This is a genomic window from Flavobacterium notoginsengisoli (assembly GCF_014207905.1).
Lineage (GTDB): Bacteria > Bacteroidota > Bacteroidia > Flavobacteriales > Flavobacteriaceae > Flavobacterium > Flavobacterium notoginsengisoli_A.
Genome location: NZ_JACHLB010000006.1, coordinates 270,611 through 286,213, shown reverse-complemented (window position 1 = coordinate 286,213; position 15,603 = coordinate 270,611). Strand labels below are relative to the sequence as shown.

Sequence of the window (15,603 nt, the reverse complement as noted above, 5' to 3'; positions counted from 1 at the left end):
TTCATATCATCTGATTTACTGCAAGAAGACAGCCATAGGGTTCCTAAGATTAATGCTCCAAGGATTGAAGTACCTGTAATTATATTTTTCATTTTTGATTTGGGATTATTTGATTGTTTCTATAGTTGATCCACAGCTTAGCATCTGGGAACCGTAATACGGATTCTTGATACCACTTTCTTTGCTCAGCCAATTCGCATCAACCATTGGGCAATGATTATAATAAACTGGTTGTGGCTGATTGGTAGTTTTTATAAGATCATAAGTGTTTTTAGATAAGCTTTTAAAGGATTCTCTTTGTTTCTTAATATCCTGGGTTTCAGAAATGTTTTTTGCATCTGTAGCTAAACTTTTCATTACATTCATCCATGCAGTATGTTCTTTAGGTTTTAGGTTGTCCATTTTAACAGCATTGATTGCAGTAAGAAGCTCTTTAGATTTGATTGCAGTAGTCTTGGCATCTGTTTTCACTAAAGCATCTTTTAACTCAAAGTAGTTGTCGAAAATTGTTTTAAATGGACTGTCTTGTTGTGCATCTGGAAGAACTGCGGTTGTATGCTGGGAATGATCCATTTTCTCCATATCCATTTTTGATTCTTTGATTGGGACAGCCATCTTATTTGTTCTTTCATATTGGCAGCATTGTGGAAGTTTTGCATATGCTTCGGCAGGAGATAAGAATTGCTCACTGTCATATCCCGCTAAGGCAATTCGTTTAAGGATCTCATCCTGATTTGTTTTCTTCTGGTCGTAGGTAATGGCCGCAATTTTGGTGTTCTCATCCCAGTTTACCAAAGCAATATTTTTGATGTTTCCTGCTTTTTCAATAGCAGTTTTGCACATTAGACAATTACCATAAATTTTTGTGTTTACGGTTTTGGCATTTTTTATAGGTGCGCCATACACTATGACTGATAGCAATATTGTAATTGCCATCAATCCTTTTTGAATTGATTTCATTTTAAAATGTATTTAGAAGTGAATGTAGCCTTATGAGAAATAATTGTATATACGAGGTGTATAGACTATTATTCTATATAAGCGAAAAATTAAAATAAATGAAAAGCAAATGCCTTCCTTTTTTGACACACGTATGGCTATCAAAAAAGGTTTTTAGCTTATTTTAGGTATAAGCCAGATAGAATAGAAACCTGTTAAAATTGAGGTTTCTGAATTGTAGAATTTTTGTTTTTGAGAAAAAAGACTCAAAGTATTGTTTTTGAATTCTAGTTCGTTTAAAAAGGAGATACCTCCATTACAAACTGAAGCACACCCGCATGAAGCATGTCCACATTTATGACCGCATCCATCATGGTTTTCCTTTTTGGAATGACTGCCTTCTTCTGAGCAGCAATCCTCATTATGGGTTTTAGAAGTTTCCTTAGTACAGGAAGCTTTCTTTGAAAGATTTCCACATGCAAAAGTTGCCGTTGGCACTAGGAAGAGGCCAAGGGTAACAATTAATATGATGTAAAATCTTTTCATGAGAAGTAAATGTATACAACAAAGGTACTTATTATAAGTATAAGTTAAAATAAATTAAATGTTAAAGTTGTTAATTTTAAATACCGTTTATCAGCTCCACGGATAATTCCTGCCATGGTTAAAATGGCAGGATGATTAATTTATATTTTTTACAATGTAATCAAAGTTGCTTTGCTCATTATAATGTGCGTATTCTACCTCCGGAATAGCAAAAGGATCACAATGTAATACTAAATACGAAACAGTTCAATTTTAATAAGCATTAATCTTTAAATTAGTGTAACTGTACTTAATGTTTATCGAGATCTTGTAAGATTATTTTAGCACAGCATTTTGTTGAAATTTTAGGTATCTTTGACTAGATAGTAACCTGATTTAAGAAAGTTTGCGTAATGAAGATTAAAACAATAGAAATAGGAAATTTTAGGCTATTAAAGAAGGTTGTTCTTAGCTTAGAAGATTACACTACCGTCGTGGTAGGTAGAAACAATTCTGGAAAAACCTCATTAACCGAAATTTTCCGAAGGCTGATAGGGGATAAAAACCCAACTTTTTCGCTTTTTGATTTCAGTATTTCTTCTATCGAAGGTTTTAAATCTGCATTGCAGAAAAAGCTAAGCGGTGCAAATGATCAAGAAATTCGAGCTGATATTCCCTCAATTGAAATTAAAATTACAATTGAATATCCTATTGACGCTGAAGACTTGGGCGCACTAAGTGATTTTATTATCGATCTTAACGTAGCAAGTAACACTGCCGTTATCTTGGTTCAATACACTTTGAAAGATGGTAAATTAGATAACTTATTTGAAGGAACTACTGACGATAGTGCTGAAAGCATTGCGGCATTTCTTAAGTCATTACGAGAAAAAATTCCTAATCTTTTTGAAGCTAAGATATTTGCACAAGATCCAAATGATGAAACTAATGTTGCGGCAATGGATCACTCTAAATTTAAAGCCGTTATTGGAGCAGGTTTCATCAATGCACAGCGTGGCCTTGATGATGTGACACATTCAGAAAAGGACGTACTAGGTAAAGTATTGTCGCAACTTTTTAAAACATCAAAATCTGATTCAGCACCTGAAGACATGAAAGAAAAGTCAGAGGCACTGCAAGTTATTATAGATGAAATTCAAGAAAAAGTTGATACAGATTTTAATGGAAAACTTGACAAACTGCTTCCAGCGTTAGCACTATTTGGCTATCCTGGTTTGGCCGACCCAAACCTAAGTACAGAAACGCGTCTCGACGTGTCAAACATCTTAGATAGTCATACCAAAATAAGATACAATCAGGGCGACAACCTATTCTTGCCAGAAACATATAATGGCCTTGGATCAAGAAATCTAATTTATATTTTGTTTCAATTATTTGAGTTTTTTCGTCAATATCAAAGTAGACCGGTTAGCAATAGTCTAGACATAATCTTTATTGAAGAGCCTGAAGCACACCTTCATCCACAGATGCAGCAGATATTTATTAAGAAGCTTTACGAAATTGCAGAAGAATTTTCAAATGTTTTAAATGAAGGAAAACCTTGGCCCGTACAATTTGTTGTAACTACACACTCAACTCATATTGCCAATGAAGCGGAATTTGAGGCTATACGATATTTTCTAACTTCCAATAATGAACAAAGAGAAACAACAATAAAAGATCTGCGAAAAGAATTTCGTGCTGATGAACTGCAGGTTGACAAAGAATTTTTACACAAATATCTAACTCTTACAAAATGTGATCTTTACTTTGCAGATAAAGCCATTTTGATTGAAGGTATTGCAGAGCGACTAATGATGCCATTACTAATTAGCAAAAGCGATGCTTTGACGAAGGCCAAATTAACTGTAAATCCTTCAACTGATATAGTTATTGATGAAGAGGATCTAAAAGATACTGTGACCAGAGAAATTCGAGCTCAGCTTCCGGATACAGAGAAAGAAGCTGAAAAGGACACCAACGCTCCCGAGGCGATTTCAACTCACGAAGTTCCTATTACGGCAGCAGAAGCAGTTGACAATGCTTCTTTGGACGAAACCACGTTGTCCGTCGAAGACTGTCCTACACTGGAGACACAATACATTAGCGTAATCGAAGTTGGTGGTGCCTATGCACACCATTTTTATAAATTTTTAGACTTTTTAGAACTGAGGTGCCTCGTTATCACTGACATTGATGCCGTTGTTTCCACAGTAAAGGACAATAAAACTTCATATCCAGGATCAATTGTAAGCGAAGGCACACATAGTTCAAATGCAGGAATAAAAAATTGGTTCGCACCAGGTACAGCCGGTTATTATCCAATGGCGGATTGCTTAGCTAAAACAGCTGATCAAAAAGTTGCAGGTTCCCGACGGATTGCTTATCAAATTCCAGAGGATGGGCTTATTGGATGCGGAAGAAGTTTCGAAGAAGCTTTAATTTTAGCCAATCGCGATCTATTTGCAGTAACAGGAGCGTCGATTTCAGAGATTGAGAAGTTTGCTGACGATAATGCGCCAGACAACAAGAATAAGTCTGGTTTCGCTTTAGAGTACGGATTGGAAAAAACGGATTGGAAAGCACCAAAGTATATTGTTGAAGGTTTACAATGGCTGGCACTCAGACCGAACAAGCCTTCACAAGAAGTTGAGGAAGCAATTGTTGAACTTGTACAATAAAAATGATGGCAGAAGAAGATCAAACCAGTCCGGCAGAAAAAGCATCGCAAGAATGTTTAATGCAAGTGCTCAAGGCGATTGATGAGCATCAAAATTTTCTTGTTGAAGCAGGCGCAGGCGCAGGAAAAACTTATACGCTCATTAAAGCATTAAAACATTTAATATCAAAATATTCAGTGGAGTTTGAAAGAGCAAATAAAAAAATAGCTTGTATCACTTATACTAATGTCGCAAAAGATGAAATTAAATCTCGTACTGACAATCATCCGGTTATAATCGCTGATACAATTCATGCTTTTGCTTGGCAAGTCATGCAGGTTTTTCAAAAACCTTTACGGGATAGGATATCTGCCTTGGGGGAGAAATGGGTTGCAAGAATTGAAGTGGCTGGTGGTATTACTGACCAAAAAGTCATTTATAATTTGGGATATCCCAAAATTACTGACACGGAGATTTTCTTGCATCATGACGATGTAATTAAACTTTTTACATCACTATTAAGCGACTTAAAATTTAGAAAGATATTTGCAAACAAATATCCGGTGCTATTGATTGACGAATATCAAGATACGAACTTATCTTTAGCAAATACATTGGTGGAGAATTTTATCGAAACCGAAGAAGGACCATTGATTGGTTTTTTTGGAGACCACTGGCAAAAAATATATGGTTCAAGCTCGTGCGGATTGATACAAGCTACAGATGGTAAATTACTTTCAATCGGAAAGCAGGCTAATTTCAGATCGGATAAAAGCATTGTTGATGTATTAAATAATATGCGGCCTGAATTACCTCAACACGAACATGACCCAACTTCTGCTGGCGAAATCAGTGTTTATCATACAAACAATTTTACTGGAGAGCGACGTACTGGAGCACACTGGAATGGTGATTTACCCGAAGATGTAGCGCATGAACGCTTGGAAACACTCAAAGAACTCCTGCGGGCATCAGGATGGAATATTTCTCCTGAAACTACAAAAATATTAATGCTGACAAACAATGTACTTGCTTCTGAGCAAGGATATCAAACTGTTTCCTCTGCATTTTCTGACTCAGATGATTACCTGAAAAAGAACAATGAATACATTTCATTTTTAACCGACACGGTAGAGATAGGTGCTGCGGCATTTTTAGAAAAGCGTTATGGCTTAATGATAGAAGCATTTAGAATTAATACCAATCGAATTAGAAGACATAGCGATAAGCAGGTCTGGCATGACGCTATGATGCAGCTAAATGATGAGCGCACCAATGGTACAATTGGCAGCGTTATAGATTTGCTTAAAGTGACTTCAAAACCAAGGCTACCAAAGAAAATCGATGAGCGTGAAAACCGCATAGCGACAGTTCGACTTCAGCCCGAATCAGAGCGTAGTGACGAGGATAAAAATTTCCTAACGAAATATGATGGTATTCGCACAATTCCTTATCCCGAAATTGGTAATTTGGCGAAATACATAGATGACAAAACCATTTATTCCACGAAGCACGGAGTCAAAGGCGCTCAATTTGACAACGTAATTGTTGTGTTTGGAAGGGGATGGAATCATTATAATTGGAATCAGATGCTTGAGCATGTCAACTCCGGAAATGTACCTGAGGGCAATCGAGATGCATTTGAAAGAAACAGAAATCTTTTTTACGTTGCGTGTTCTCGACCTAAGCATCGTCTAAGCCTTTTATTCACACAAGAATTATCGGCTAATGCTATTCTAGGCTTACAGCACTGGTTTGGTGAAATAGTACAACCTATTTAAGTAGTTGTTCATGATAAAAGTACATAACCGTTAGAGAAAGTCTCCATTTTAATTCTATTTTGTGAAGACAAGCATTTTTAAAAGTAAAAAATTGAAAAGCCTACTTATCCTAGATACGATCACAAGCAAAAAAAAATTATTATATAGTGTCTTCGTTATTGGTCCTTAGCGGTTTTTACCTTAATGTAGTTTGTGAGTTTCTCGTATTCTATTTTCTTTATGTAGTTTTCCATATAGTCATAGTCGATATGCCCTTTTTTATTTATCGGAAATAATAACTTTTGTCTTAACATTCGGGTTTCATTAAACTTATAGGCATATTGAAACTTGGACTTTTGGTTTAAAATACTTGTTTTTATGAACAAATATAAAAATTCATTTCCTTTTACTTCTTTTAGGCTTAATCTTTTTACATCATCAGAAAATATAGCTTTGTAAGGATGATAAAAGTTTTCTACAACACTTCCGTTGTAGTTTACTCCTAAAACATTCGAATCTAAAGAAGAATTGATATTTGAGACAAAGTTTGTAATCCCATTATTTGAATCAGATGCACCAATAAATGGGGTTTCACCCTTAAACATATCCGCTTTTGTCAGTCTTTTACCAGCCTTTATGTTAAAAACATCTTCAATAAAAAATTCTCCCCACTCTTTTTCATTAAGTGTCTCAACCTCCTTGAAATCTTTTACTTGTTCTAATTTTTTAGTAATGTAATTTTCAATTTGTTTGTTTTTTTCATGCATTTTAAACTCTATATACTTTTCCATAAAAGCATAATCAGGTTTACCTTTGGAATTTACAGGCAACAAAATTTTTTCTCTTTGAATTCTTTTGTCGTTTATTTCCCTATTAAAACCATATTTCTCATTTAGTCTTTTTGCAATACTTGATATAAATAAGTAAACGTTTTTACTAAAATCTTTATTCTCAAGTTTGGTAACGTGATCACTAGCTACAAATGAAAATGGCTGAAAAAAGGTTGCACCTACACTACCACTATTAGCAATTGTTAAACACTTTTCAAATTTTCTTACATTTTCTGTATTTCCAATAAAACCATCAACACCATTATTTAAAGCAGTTGATGAAATGTAAGGTTGATTACCTGCTTTATGGTCATCCTTTTTTAATCGTTTTCCTCTTTGAATACTTGGAAAAATTTCGTTTAAATTGAATTCACTCCACTTAATATCTCTTAAGTCCATTCTAATAAGGTTATTAGTTATCAAATAAATATTGTTTGCCTTGCAAAACCATATTTAATTCAAATGTTAGATAGTTTGCGATGGTCTTTTCAAAGTCATCTGCATTAGGAATTTCATCATTGAAATAGTAAAATGAATGCAACCATTCATCTTCAGGCTCAATAGTAGTTTTTACGCAAAATTTCGTTTCGGCTTCAATTCGGTTAAACCATACATCTAATAAATGTTGTTTTTTATCTTTAGCGTGGATGGTCTCAACAAGACCTCTATGTTTTTGGACTTCAAATCCATCTTTTTCAAAGTTAATAAACTTTACTTTCTTGTCTTTGTAATGTGGAACACCTGCAGTAAAAACTGCAATACAGGGATTTGTTCCTACTCCATAGAACGTATTTTTATTTAACGTAATCACCCCTTCCAAAGTGTGATGTTTTAAAATATTTTCTTTTATTGCCTGTTCTTCCTTAGTTTTACCTGTCATAGAAGATTGAGGAACAATTACAATTACTTTACCATCTTGAACGATAGAATTTAGTAAATGTTCAGTAAAATTGATCTCGTATAAATTCGTATTGTTTTTGCTCCCCATTGAGTAAGGTGGATTCATCATTCCAATTGTACAACCTTTTTCCTGTAATAAGGACGAGTTAAATTTTAAAAAGTCTTCTTGTTCAAGATTACTTTTCCCATCGCCACGCAAAATCATGTTTGTGGTAGCAATAGTAAACATATAAGGTTGTAGTTCTAAACCATGCAACTGGTTTTTCCTAATATTTTTTTGCTCTTCCGGATTATCCGTTTTTTGTAACATATTATGCATAGATGCGATTAAAAAACCTGCTGTTCCGCAGCAAGGGTCTAAAATTGAATCCGAAGGTTTTAATTCTACCAAGTCACAAAACAACTCGGTAACATGCTTTGGTGTTAATACAATACCTAATGATTGACCATCGCCGCCAGAATACGACATAAATTCCCCATAAAATCTTCCCAAATAATCTTCAGCAGACTGTATGTATTTAATGTTTTTATAAATGTTCTCGTATAAAAACTCTGTAAAGTGCTTTAAAGGAGTTTTCTTTAAATATTCGTTTTCTTCGTTAATGGCTTTGGTATCTTTTATTACCAAAAACTGGCTAAGTAATTTATCCTTTTTTACTTGAGGTGAAACATTGGCTCTTTTTAAGTTTTTTTCAACAGCTTCATAAATTTTTTCACCATCCGTTGTTGTTTGATCACCTACAAGGCTATCAATACTGAAACCTTTATGTTCCATCTCCCGTAATGCCAAAAGAATCCCTGAAACTATTAATGGCTTATCTTTGTCCTGAATACTACCATAGTTTCTTAAATCTTCGTGAAGATTCTTGGCATCCCTGAGAATTTCTTCTGTGGTTTTGTCTTCAGGTGTCTGCTCTTTGAGAATATTTTTAGTGTAATATTCATCAATATTTTTTTCATTGAAAAGAGTAAACGTTTCTACGTCGTCAAGTTCTTTATAACCTCCTCTTTCATCTATAAATATAGGCGTTATTTTATGTCTTTTCTCATTTCCTGAAACTCCAAAAACTATGAATTTTTTATAGGTTGTTTTCTGAGCTAAATGTTTGCCATAAAATAAAGCTCCATTTACAGCATAATTCTTTACGCTCGCAATTTCATTGCATATTAAGTCCTTTTCATTTCGCCTTACATGAAGTGAAACATCTGATTTATTTTCGATAATTAAAACAAAGTCTTTGACAACTCCGCAATATTCGGGAAAACCAACTTTTCCTGTACCTGCTTTTGAAGCTGATTTTAAAGCATTGTCAATATCTTTAATGTTGCTTCCTTGTGGGTGCAAATTAACATTCGCTTCTTTAAGCATTTCATAAACCCACAAATCTGTCAATACTTCTTTTTTTGCCATCTATCCACTCAAATTATAAATCATATGTAATAGTTGGTAAAGTTAAGTTTTTTTAACTCTTTTACCTTTCAAAAACTTTCAATTTATCAACTATTCGTATGCAGAATATTAACATAAATGTTTTCAGCAAAGGGGATCTAAATAAAAATTACACGAAAACTATTAATATTTATGCCACTTTAGCATCAATTTTAAGTATATCTTGCTTCACATTTATATTTAAAAAATAATAGGATTATCGATAATTCAGGTATGTTGGTGCATGATCAATACTAGATGCAACAACAAAAATTCTGTCTAATACCGATATTAAACCTGTCCAATCATGATCGGATTGAAGCGAGCCATTTGCTATGGCGACGCGTATTTCTTTTAAGTATTTTTTTTGCAATTCAGCTTTACGGGAAATCTCTCCTTGGCAAGTATTTATTTGCGCTTCAATATTTTTCCATTTAACAGGAACCAACGTGTTATTCGCGCCAGTCAAAATATCAATGCCTAAGTACATTTCAATGCTACATGCACGTCCATTGACATTTTCATATATTATTCCATCTGGTCCAATGGTTGGGTAGTTATTTGCAAGTTCAATTGCTGGCAAAGTTATTACTCTAAAATTGCTAGGGAATTTTCTTTTTTTTAAGCGTTCAGTCGCTGCTACACCTGCAGCATCATAATCAAATAACGCTATAATTTTATTGCTGATTCCAGCCGCTGCAAAAGATTTGACTGTTTTTTCAAGCATAGCTGATCCGCCCTCTGCTTTATAGGTGTCAAAATCCAGAAATGAAAAGTAGCTATACACCTTGGGATAGAGTAATTTCAAAGCTTTACTAAGTATCTTACTATCAGAAGAACCTTCGGTAAGGATTATGATTTTTTGGAATGGTAAAGTAGAATCAAGATACATCTGTGCGGTGCTTGCACAAACAGGCTCATCCTCTTTGTAATATCCCGAATCAACCACAGAGGTTATGTCTAAAATTAATTCTGAACGAGGTTCTACAGCTTCCAAAGCTCCCCGAAGAAAGTAACCTATACCGATATTCGGGTAACCTAAATACAAGTCTTCGTCAACATCATTATAATCAAGAATAAAGCTGTAGATATCGTCATGTAGCTCGAGGTTATCGCTAAAGTTGGTAATTTTGTTATCAAAAATATACTTAATTAATTTTAACCAGTATTCAAATCCACCATTCTTTAAAATATTGAGGTGTTTTTCATCACTATTTTCAACTGTATTAAATAGTTCAGCATTGTATTGCTGCCTACTTTTTAAAGCAATCTCAATACCATCAGCATATTTAAGTTTAACTTTATCTAAAGTATAACCCATGATTTCAAGGCGCAGCTTCATTGTATCAACAGAAGCCGAATACTCAAAGGTAGGCACATTATTATTATCTGTAATAGGTTGTGTATAATAAAGATCGTAGGGAACAGAACGACTTCGTCGGTCATCTTCATTAAAAAAACATGACCAAAACGTACTGATGTAGCTTTTAGACTGATCTATTTCATAACCATTTAATGTTAATGCGCAAAAACTTCCCATAGCTTTTAGTATTGTAAATATTTAAATTCAAATAATTCTTTTGCGTTTACCATTAAACTAAGAATTGGGTATGCTATAAAAAACTCCCACCTTAGATGAGAGTTTACATTGTAGCAATTCATTTCTATACAACTTATGGTGTTTTAAATTGTGAATAGTTTGTAATTTTGTGTTTCTCAACGAAAGCATAAAGTTCTTTTCTTAACTTAGTTTCGGTTGTCATCCTCTTATGTTCTTTTTCAATCGTAAAATTAAGTGAAATCTGTAGTTCTGCATCACTTGATCTTTTTGTAATATAGTCTGGGAATGCGATTACAAGATTAGCGGTACCTTTAACGCCCCTGATATCAAAACTATACTTAAGAGATATTGATGCAACGATTAGCTTGTCATGATAAAGATTGTTTTTCAGTAAAGGGTTATTTTGAAGGCCACGCCCGTTTATTTTTAATGAGTCAATTTCATCAACCAAAGCTTTGATATCTGCATGAGATTCTTGTTCTTCATCAAGATAAAGATCTATATCTGTTATTGATTGAAATTTTAAATAAATGCAGAAGTCTTTTGTAAAGGAGTAGAAAAACTGAATCCTCTGTGCGTTTGTAAAATCCTTAAACTTAATACGAATAAAATCATCACCTGGATTGATGAAGCTTTGGTCCTTGAGAAGTTTTTTTACCTCACCTACAATTAGCTCGTTTATCAAAATAGTTTCTTTTGAAGTTGAGTTCTGTTCGACTGACAATTCGAGATTCCCTTCTTTTGATTTTTTAACAAAAACCTTTCCCGAATGTTCGGTCTTGTTGCTGGTCCAGTTCTCAAGAAAGTTATCACGTTCGATTTTGTAATCGAAAATGGCCGTCTCATCCTCTATATAGAATGTCGGAGTTCCTAAAAGCTTAAAATTTGGCTCATACTTATGTGCCTCTTTAATTTTTGCAGCAAGATCCATTGGGGCAGAAAAAATATTTGTTAAATCGAAATCTGAAGTACATTTAATAGTTGCAGTTCTGAATTTAATAGTATCCTCTTTCTTCTTTTGCGCCTCATGTAAATCGCGAAAATCTTCAGGACTTACCAGAGTTTTCATCAATAACGGGATTGAATTATTCTTCTCTATGTGACCTAGAAAAACCCCTTTATCTCGAAGCAAACTGTTAATATTGGTCGTTGAAATGCTCGCGTTAACGAGGAGCTGTCTTATATGGTCGCCTTGTGGCAAAAAATCTTTTTCCATTTTTTAACTATTTCTAAAATCTGATGGATACTTACTTACTAAAAAGTTTTGATTAAAGGTGTATTTCGGAAATTTTGACAATTCGCCCTCAATAATGCCTTTGTGGTGTAATTCATTGTAATCAGGGAAAGATAAAATTGTTTTCTTCGCTGAGGCTAAATGATCGAAACTCTTTGCAAAAGAAAGAAGTTTAGATAGATTATCTTTTGAAAAACTATCTTTACAAAATATAAGAAATTCCACATCGCCTCCTTTTTCAATTCTCAATGGAATAATATTTGAAAAGATGTATTGTACAGGCATAACATCGCCGTAGCTTATAGAGTTTAAGCCGATGATATTGAGGCTAGTATTGTGATAAACAAATTTAACATTATCTACACCGTATACTTCCTTCGCCCTAAAAATTGTTTGATGTAGAAAATCCATTCGATTGTTGTCTATTACAATAATCTTGTCGAAAATAAGATCAGCATCAATTTGCATATTGGCAATTTTAGGAATAAGTTCGTAGTCTTCCGGGCTCTTGTCCGATAGCCATACTAAAATTCCTGTAATTTCTGTTCTGGTTATTCCGCTAAATTTATAGTTTGTTTCGGAATACAGTTTAGAATTCTTGAAGCATTCAAGGGTAAACGCCAAATCTTCGAAGTGCTCTTTAAATTTTGCCTTCGGGCTGTTGGGGTACTCGTCTGCAGTGTATTTTGATGATACGACAACTATATCCAGCAACTGATCTTCAAGAGGGCTTTTACTACTTATCAGCGCATCAATACCATGAGTAGTTTTATCCCCTTTAGACGCCTTAGATTTATGTTTTGTCCCTTTAATACAGTTTATTGTCTCATTGGAAGTAACAGAATTATATCCGAGTATATCCTTAAAGAAAAAGTCGACTACCTTTTCGCCTTTTTCGCCGACTGTTTTTGACCATTCTCCCATACGTTTTTAGTGTTTTATTGACTAGCTAAGATAAAGAGAATAATGCACTGTTCTTCGCCAAAATGTATATAAAATAAGAAAGTTACGAACTGATGATATATAAATTGAGAATTCATTTCTGTTTTTAACATTTTGTCAAATTAAGTGCATAGTCTGGATTTAAACTTTTCATTATCCTATTAAACAAAAAATATTAAAACATTTTTTTGTTTAATTATATTATCGTAATATTGCAATATAAATATATTACAATGGGAGCAACTAAAACAGATCACTTTACAGACCAGCAGAACGACCTTGCCATTCTGGCGAAAGCTTTAGGGCATCCCGCCCGTATAGCGATAATTGAATACATATTGAAAGTTGACGCTTGCATCTGCGGAGATATTGTCAACGAGCTGCCTTTGGCCCAACCTACAGTTTCACAGCACTTGAAGGAACTGAAAAACGCAGGACTTATTAAGGGAAATATTGAAGGCAATGCAATCTGCTATTGCATCAATGAACCGGGATTTGAAAAAATCAAAGGCTTCTTCCAGGATATTACTGAACGATTGGAAAAGAAAAGAAGCGAGTGCTGTTAAAAATCGATTAAACATTAAAAAATAAGAAAAATGAAACTATCTGAAATTAAAAATCATCTTGCCGATATGGAAACATTAAGCTTTATGCTTCCGAATGGCACATTTGTACCGCAAAATTTCCATGTGACTGAAGTGGGGCTAATTACCAAGAACTTTATTGATTGCGGCGGTACTGTAAGAAAAGAAACAGTTGTTAACTTCCAATTGTGGGAAGACTCAAACGATGAAGACCATAGGCTGAAACCACACAAGCTTTTAAGCATTATTGCCCTATCTGAAAAAGTATTGGGTATTGAAGATTTTGAAATTGAAGTCGAATATCAGGACACAACAATCGGAAAATACGATTTAGGATTTGACGGAAAAAACTTTACACTCCAGAATAAACAGACAGCCTGCCTTGCACAAGATCAGTGCGGAGTTCCGTCAGATAAGCAAAAAGTAAGTTTATCATCAATTACTGAACAATCAAATAGCTGCACTCCTGGTGGCGGATGCTGTTAATTTCAAAAGATGACCATGATATTAAAAACAAATCTTTTCCAGGAAATTCAAAGTGTAGTTACTGCATTTAAATTCGAAAGCGTAACTGTCGAGCGCAAGGCTGTATTGCAGCCGTTAATTGACTTTATTCAGGAAAAGCACACTTCCCATGAAGAAATAAGGCTTAATCTGATATGTACCCATAATTCGCGCAGAAGCCACCTTTCCCAAGTTTGGGCACAGACGGCAGCAGCTTACTATGGCATCAAAAATGTCTTTTGCTATTCCGGGGGAACGGAAGCTACTGCTTTGTTCCCGAAGGTCGCCGAAACCTTAAAACATTCCGGATTTAGGATTCAGGTAATTTCCGATGGAAACAATCCCGTATATGCCATAAAATATAGCGAAAATGAGCATCCTGTCATCGGATTTTCAAAAACCTATGATGATGCATTCAATCCTGAAAGCGGATTTGCCGCAATAATGACCTGCTCCCAGGCTGATGGCGGCTGCCCGTTTATTGCCGGTGCTGAAAAACGTATTCCGATAACCTTTGAAGATCCGAAGGCGTTTGACAATACACCTCAGCAAGCTGAAAAATATCAGGAAAGAAGCCTGCAGATTGCAAATGAAATGTTTTACATATTCTCACAAATCAAATAAAAATTATGTCAGCAAATAATTGTGCACCCGTGGCAGGGCGAAAAAAATTAGGATTCCTGGATCGCAACCTAACTTTATGGATATTTCTGGCTATGGGTATTGGCGTGGCAATTGGCTATTTCATGCCTTCAAGCAGCGGATTCATTAATTCTTTTTCAAGCGGTACTACAAATATCCCGCTCGCCATAGGATTGATCCTGATGATGTACCCACCGCTGGCTAAGGTTGACTACGGCAAGATGGGCGAAGTCTTCTCAAATACCAAAGTACTTGGCGCATCATTATTTTTAAATTGGATAGTTGGTCCGATCCTGATGTTTACCTTGGCACTGCTATTTCTTAAGGGATATCCAGAATACATGATAGGCGTTATCTTAATAGGACTGGCCCGATGTATAGCTATGGTAGTGGTGTGGAACGACCTTGCTGACGGAAATCGCGAATATGCGGCTGGTTTGATCGCCCTAAACAGCGTTTTTCAGGTTTTTCTATACAGCATATACGCCTATATTTTCATCACAGTCTTGCCGCCATACTTTGGATATGATGGTTTTAACGTCGATATAAGTATAGGACAGATTGCTGAAAGTGTAGGCATCTACCTGGGCATTCCTTTTGCCTTGGGAATCATCAGCAGGTATATGCTGATTAAATTAAAAGGCAGAAACTGGTTTGAGACAAAATATGTTCCTTTTATATCACCTATTACACTAATAGCTTTATTGTTTACTATCGTGATCATGTTCAGCCTGAAAGGCGAATTGATTGTGCAGATACCCATGGATGTAGTAAGGATAGCTATCCCGCTGGTCATATATTTCACGATTATGTTTGTGGTAAGCTTCTTTACTGGAAAGTACTTCGGGGCAGATTATTCTAAAAGCGCCTCTATAGCCTTTACGGCTACAGGCAATAACTTTGAGCTGGCTATTGCTGTTGCCATTGGCGTATTCGGCATTAACAGCGGACAGGCATTCGCTGGCGTTATCGGTCCGCTTGTTGAAGTGCCTGCATTAATTGCTTTGGTAAACCTGGCCTTTTGGTTCAGAAAAAAATATTACTCAAAGCCAATGATACAATAGCTATCTGGCAATAAAGAATCTTTGCCACA

Annotated in this window: 13 protein-coding genes; 6 read left to right on the top strand and 7 right to left on the bottom strand. The window is 35.0% G+C overall.

Annotation, left to right across the window (positions count from 1 at the left end; genetic code table 11):
• Positions 1 to 105 precede the first annotated feature (105 nt).
• Complete coding sequence (locus tag HNP35_RS18605; protein WP_089055907.1) at positions 106 to 960, bottom strand: DUF3347 domain-containing protein; 855 nt, start codon at positions 958 to 960, stop codon at positions 106 to 108.
• A 153-nt stretch (positions 961 to 1,113) separates the two neighbouring features.
• A complete protein-coding gene (locus HNP35_RS18600) occupies positions 1,114 to 1,485 on the bottom strand; it encodes a hypothetical protein (protein WP_123872414.1) in 372 nt (123 codons plus the stop codon).
• Between the two features lie 392 nt (positions 1,486 to 1,877).
• Between HNP35_RS18600 and HNP35_RS23815 the strand changes: the two genes are divergently transcribed.
• Positions 1,878 to 4,145, top strand: coding sequence for an ATP-dependent nuclease (locus tag HNP35_RS23815; protein WP_244284431.1), 2,268 nt, complete (start codon positions 1,878 to 1,880; stop codon positions 4,143 to 4,145).
• A gap of 2 nt (positions 4,146 to 4,147) precedes the next feature.
• Positions 4,148 to 5,905, top strand: coding sequence for a UvrD-helicase domain-containing protein (locus tag HNP35_RS18590; protein ID WP_244284430.1), 1,758 nt, complete (start codon positions 4,148 to 4,150; stop codon positions 5,903 to 5,905).
• A 155-nt stretch (positions 5,906 to 6,060) separates the two neighbouring features.
• Here HNP35_RS18590 and HNP35_RS18585 read toward each other — a convergent pair whose 3' ends face one another.
• The 5 genes from HNP35_RS18585 to gapS4a form a co-directional block, all read right to left on the bottom strand.
• Positions 6,061 to 7,113 (bottom strand): restriction endonuclease subunit S, encoded by a 1,053-nt coding sequence (locus tag HNP35_RS18585; protein WP_089055922.1) that lies wholly within the window; start codon positions 7,111 to 7,113, stop codon positions 6,061 to 6,063.
• A 13-nt stretch (positions 7,114 to 7,126) separates the two neighbouring features.
• Positions 7,127 to 9,025 carry an HsdM family class I SAM-dependent methyltransferase gene (locus HNP35_RS18580; RefSeq protein WP_089055905.1) on the bottom strand — a complete coding sequence of 633 codons (1,899 nt, stop codon included), beginning with the start codon at positions 9,023 to 9,025 and terminating at the stop codon, positions 7,127 to 7,129.
• A gap of 235 nt (positions 9,026 to 9,260) precedes the next feature.
• On the bottom strand, positions 9,261 to 10,583 hold the full coding sequence (locus HNP35_RS18575; protein WP_089055904.1) for a HEPN/Toprim-associated domain-containing protein: 1,323 nt from the start codon (positions 10,581 to 10,583) through the stop codon (positions 9,261 to 9,263).
• Between the two features lie 133 nt (positions 10,584 to 10,716).
• On the bottom strand, positions 10,717 to 11,820 hold the full coding sequence (gene gapS4b, locus HNP35_RS18570) for a GapS4b family protein (RefSeq protein ID WP_089055903.1): 1,104 nt from the start codon (positions 11,818 to 11,820) through the stop codon (positions 10,717 to 10,719).
• Positions 11,821 to 11,823: 3 nt separating this feature from the next.
• Positions 11,824 to 12,762 carry a GapS4a family protein gene (gene gapS4a, locus HNP35_RS18565; RefSeq protein WP_089055902.1) on the bottom strand — a complete coding sequence of 313 codons (939 nt, stop codon included), beginning with the start codon at positions 12,760 to 12,762 and terminating at the stop codon, positions 11,824 to 11,826.
• Positions 12,763 to 13,013: 251 nt separating this feature from the next.
• Here gapS4a and HNP35_RS18560 point away from each other — a divergent pair, with 251 nt between their 5' ends.
• Genes HNP35_RS18560 through arsB form a run of 4 tightly spaced genes read left to right on the top strand, consistent with a single transcriptional unit; the run spans position 13,014 to position 15,574 of the window.
• Positions 13,014 to 13,346 (top strand): ArsR/SmtB family transcription factor, encoded by a 333-nt coding sequence (locus HNP35_RS18560; protein WP_089055901.1) that lies wholly within the window; start codon positions 13,014 to 13,016, stop codon positions 13,344 to 13,346.
• Positions 13,347 to 13,376: 30 nt separating this feature from the next.
• A complete protein-coding gene (locus HNP35_RS18555) occupies positions 13,377 to 13,850 on the top strand; it encodes a DUF6428 family protein (RefSeq protein ID WP_089055900.1) in 474 nt (157 codons plus the stop codon).
• Positions 13,851 to 13,859: 9 nt separating this feature from the next.
• Positions 13,860 to 14,492 (top strand): low molecular weight phosphatase family protein, encoded by a 633-nt coding sequence (locus HNP35_RS18550; protein ID WP_244284429.1) that lies wholly within the window; start codon positions 13,860 to 13,862, stop codon positions 14,490 to 14,492.
• A gap of 5 nt (positions 14,493 to 14,497) precedes the next feature.
• Positions 14,498 to 15,574, top strand: coding sequence for an ACR3 family arsenite efflux transporter (arsB, locus tag HNP35_RS18545; protein WP_089055899.1), 1,077 nt, complete (start codon positions 14,498 to 14,500; stop codon positions 15,572 to 15,574).
• Positions 15,575 to 15,603 lie beyond the last annotated feature (29 nt).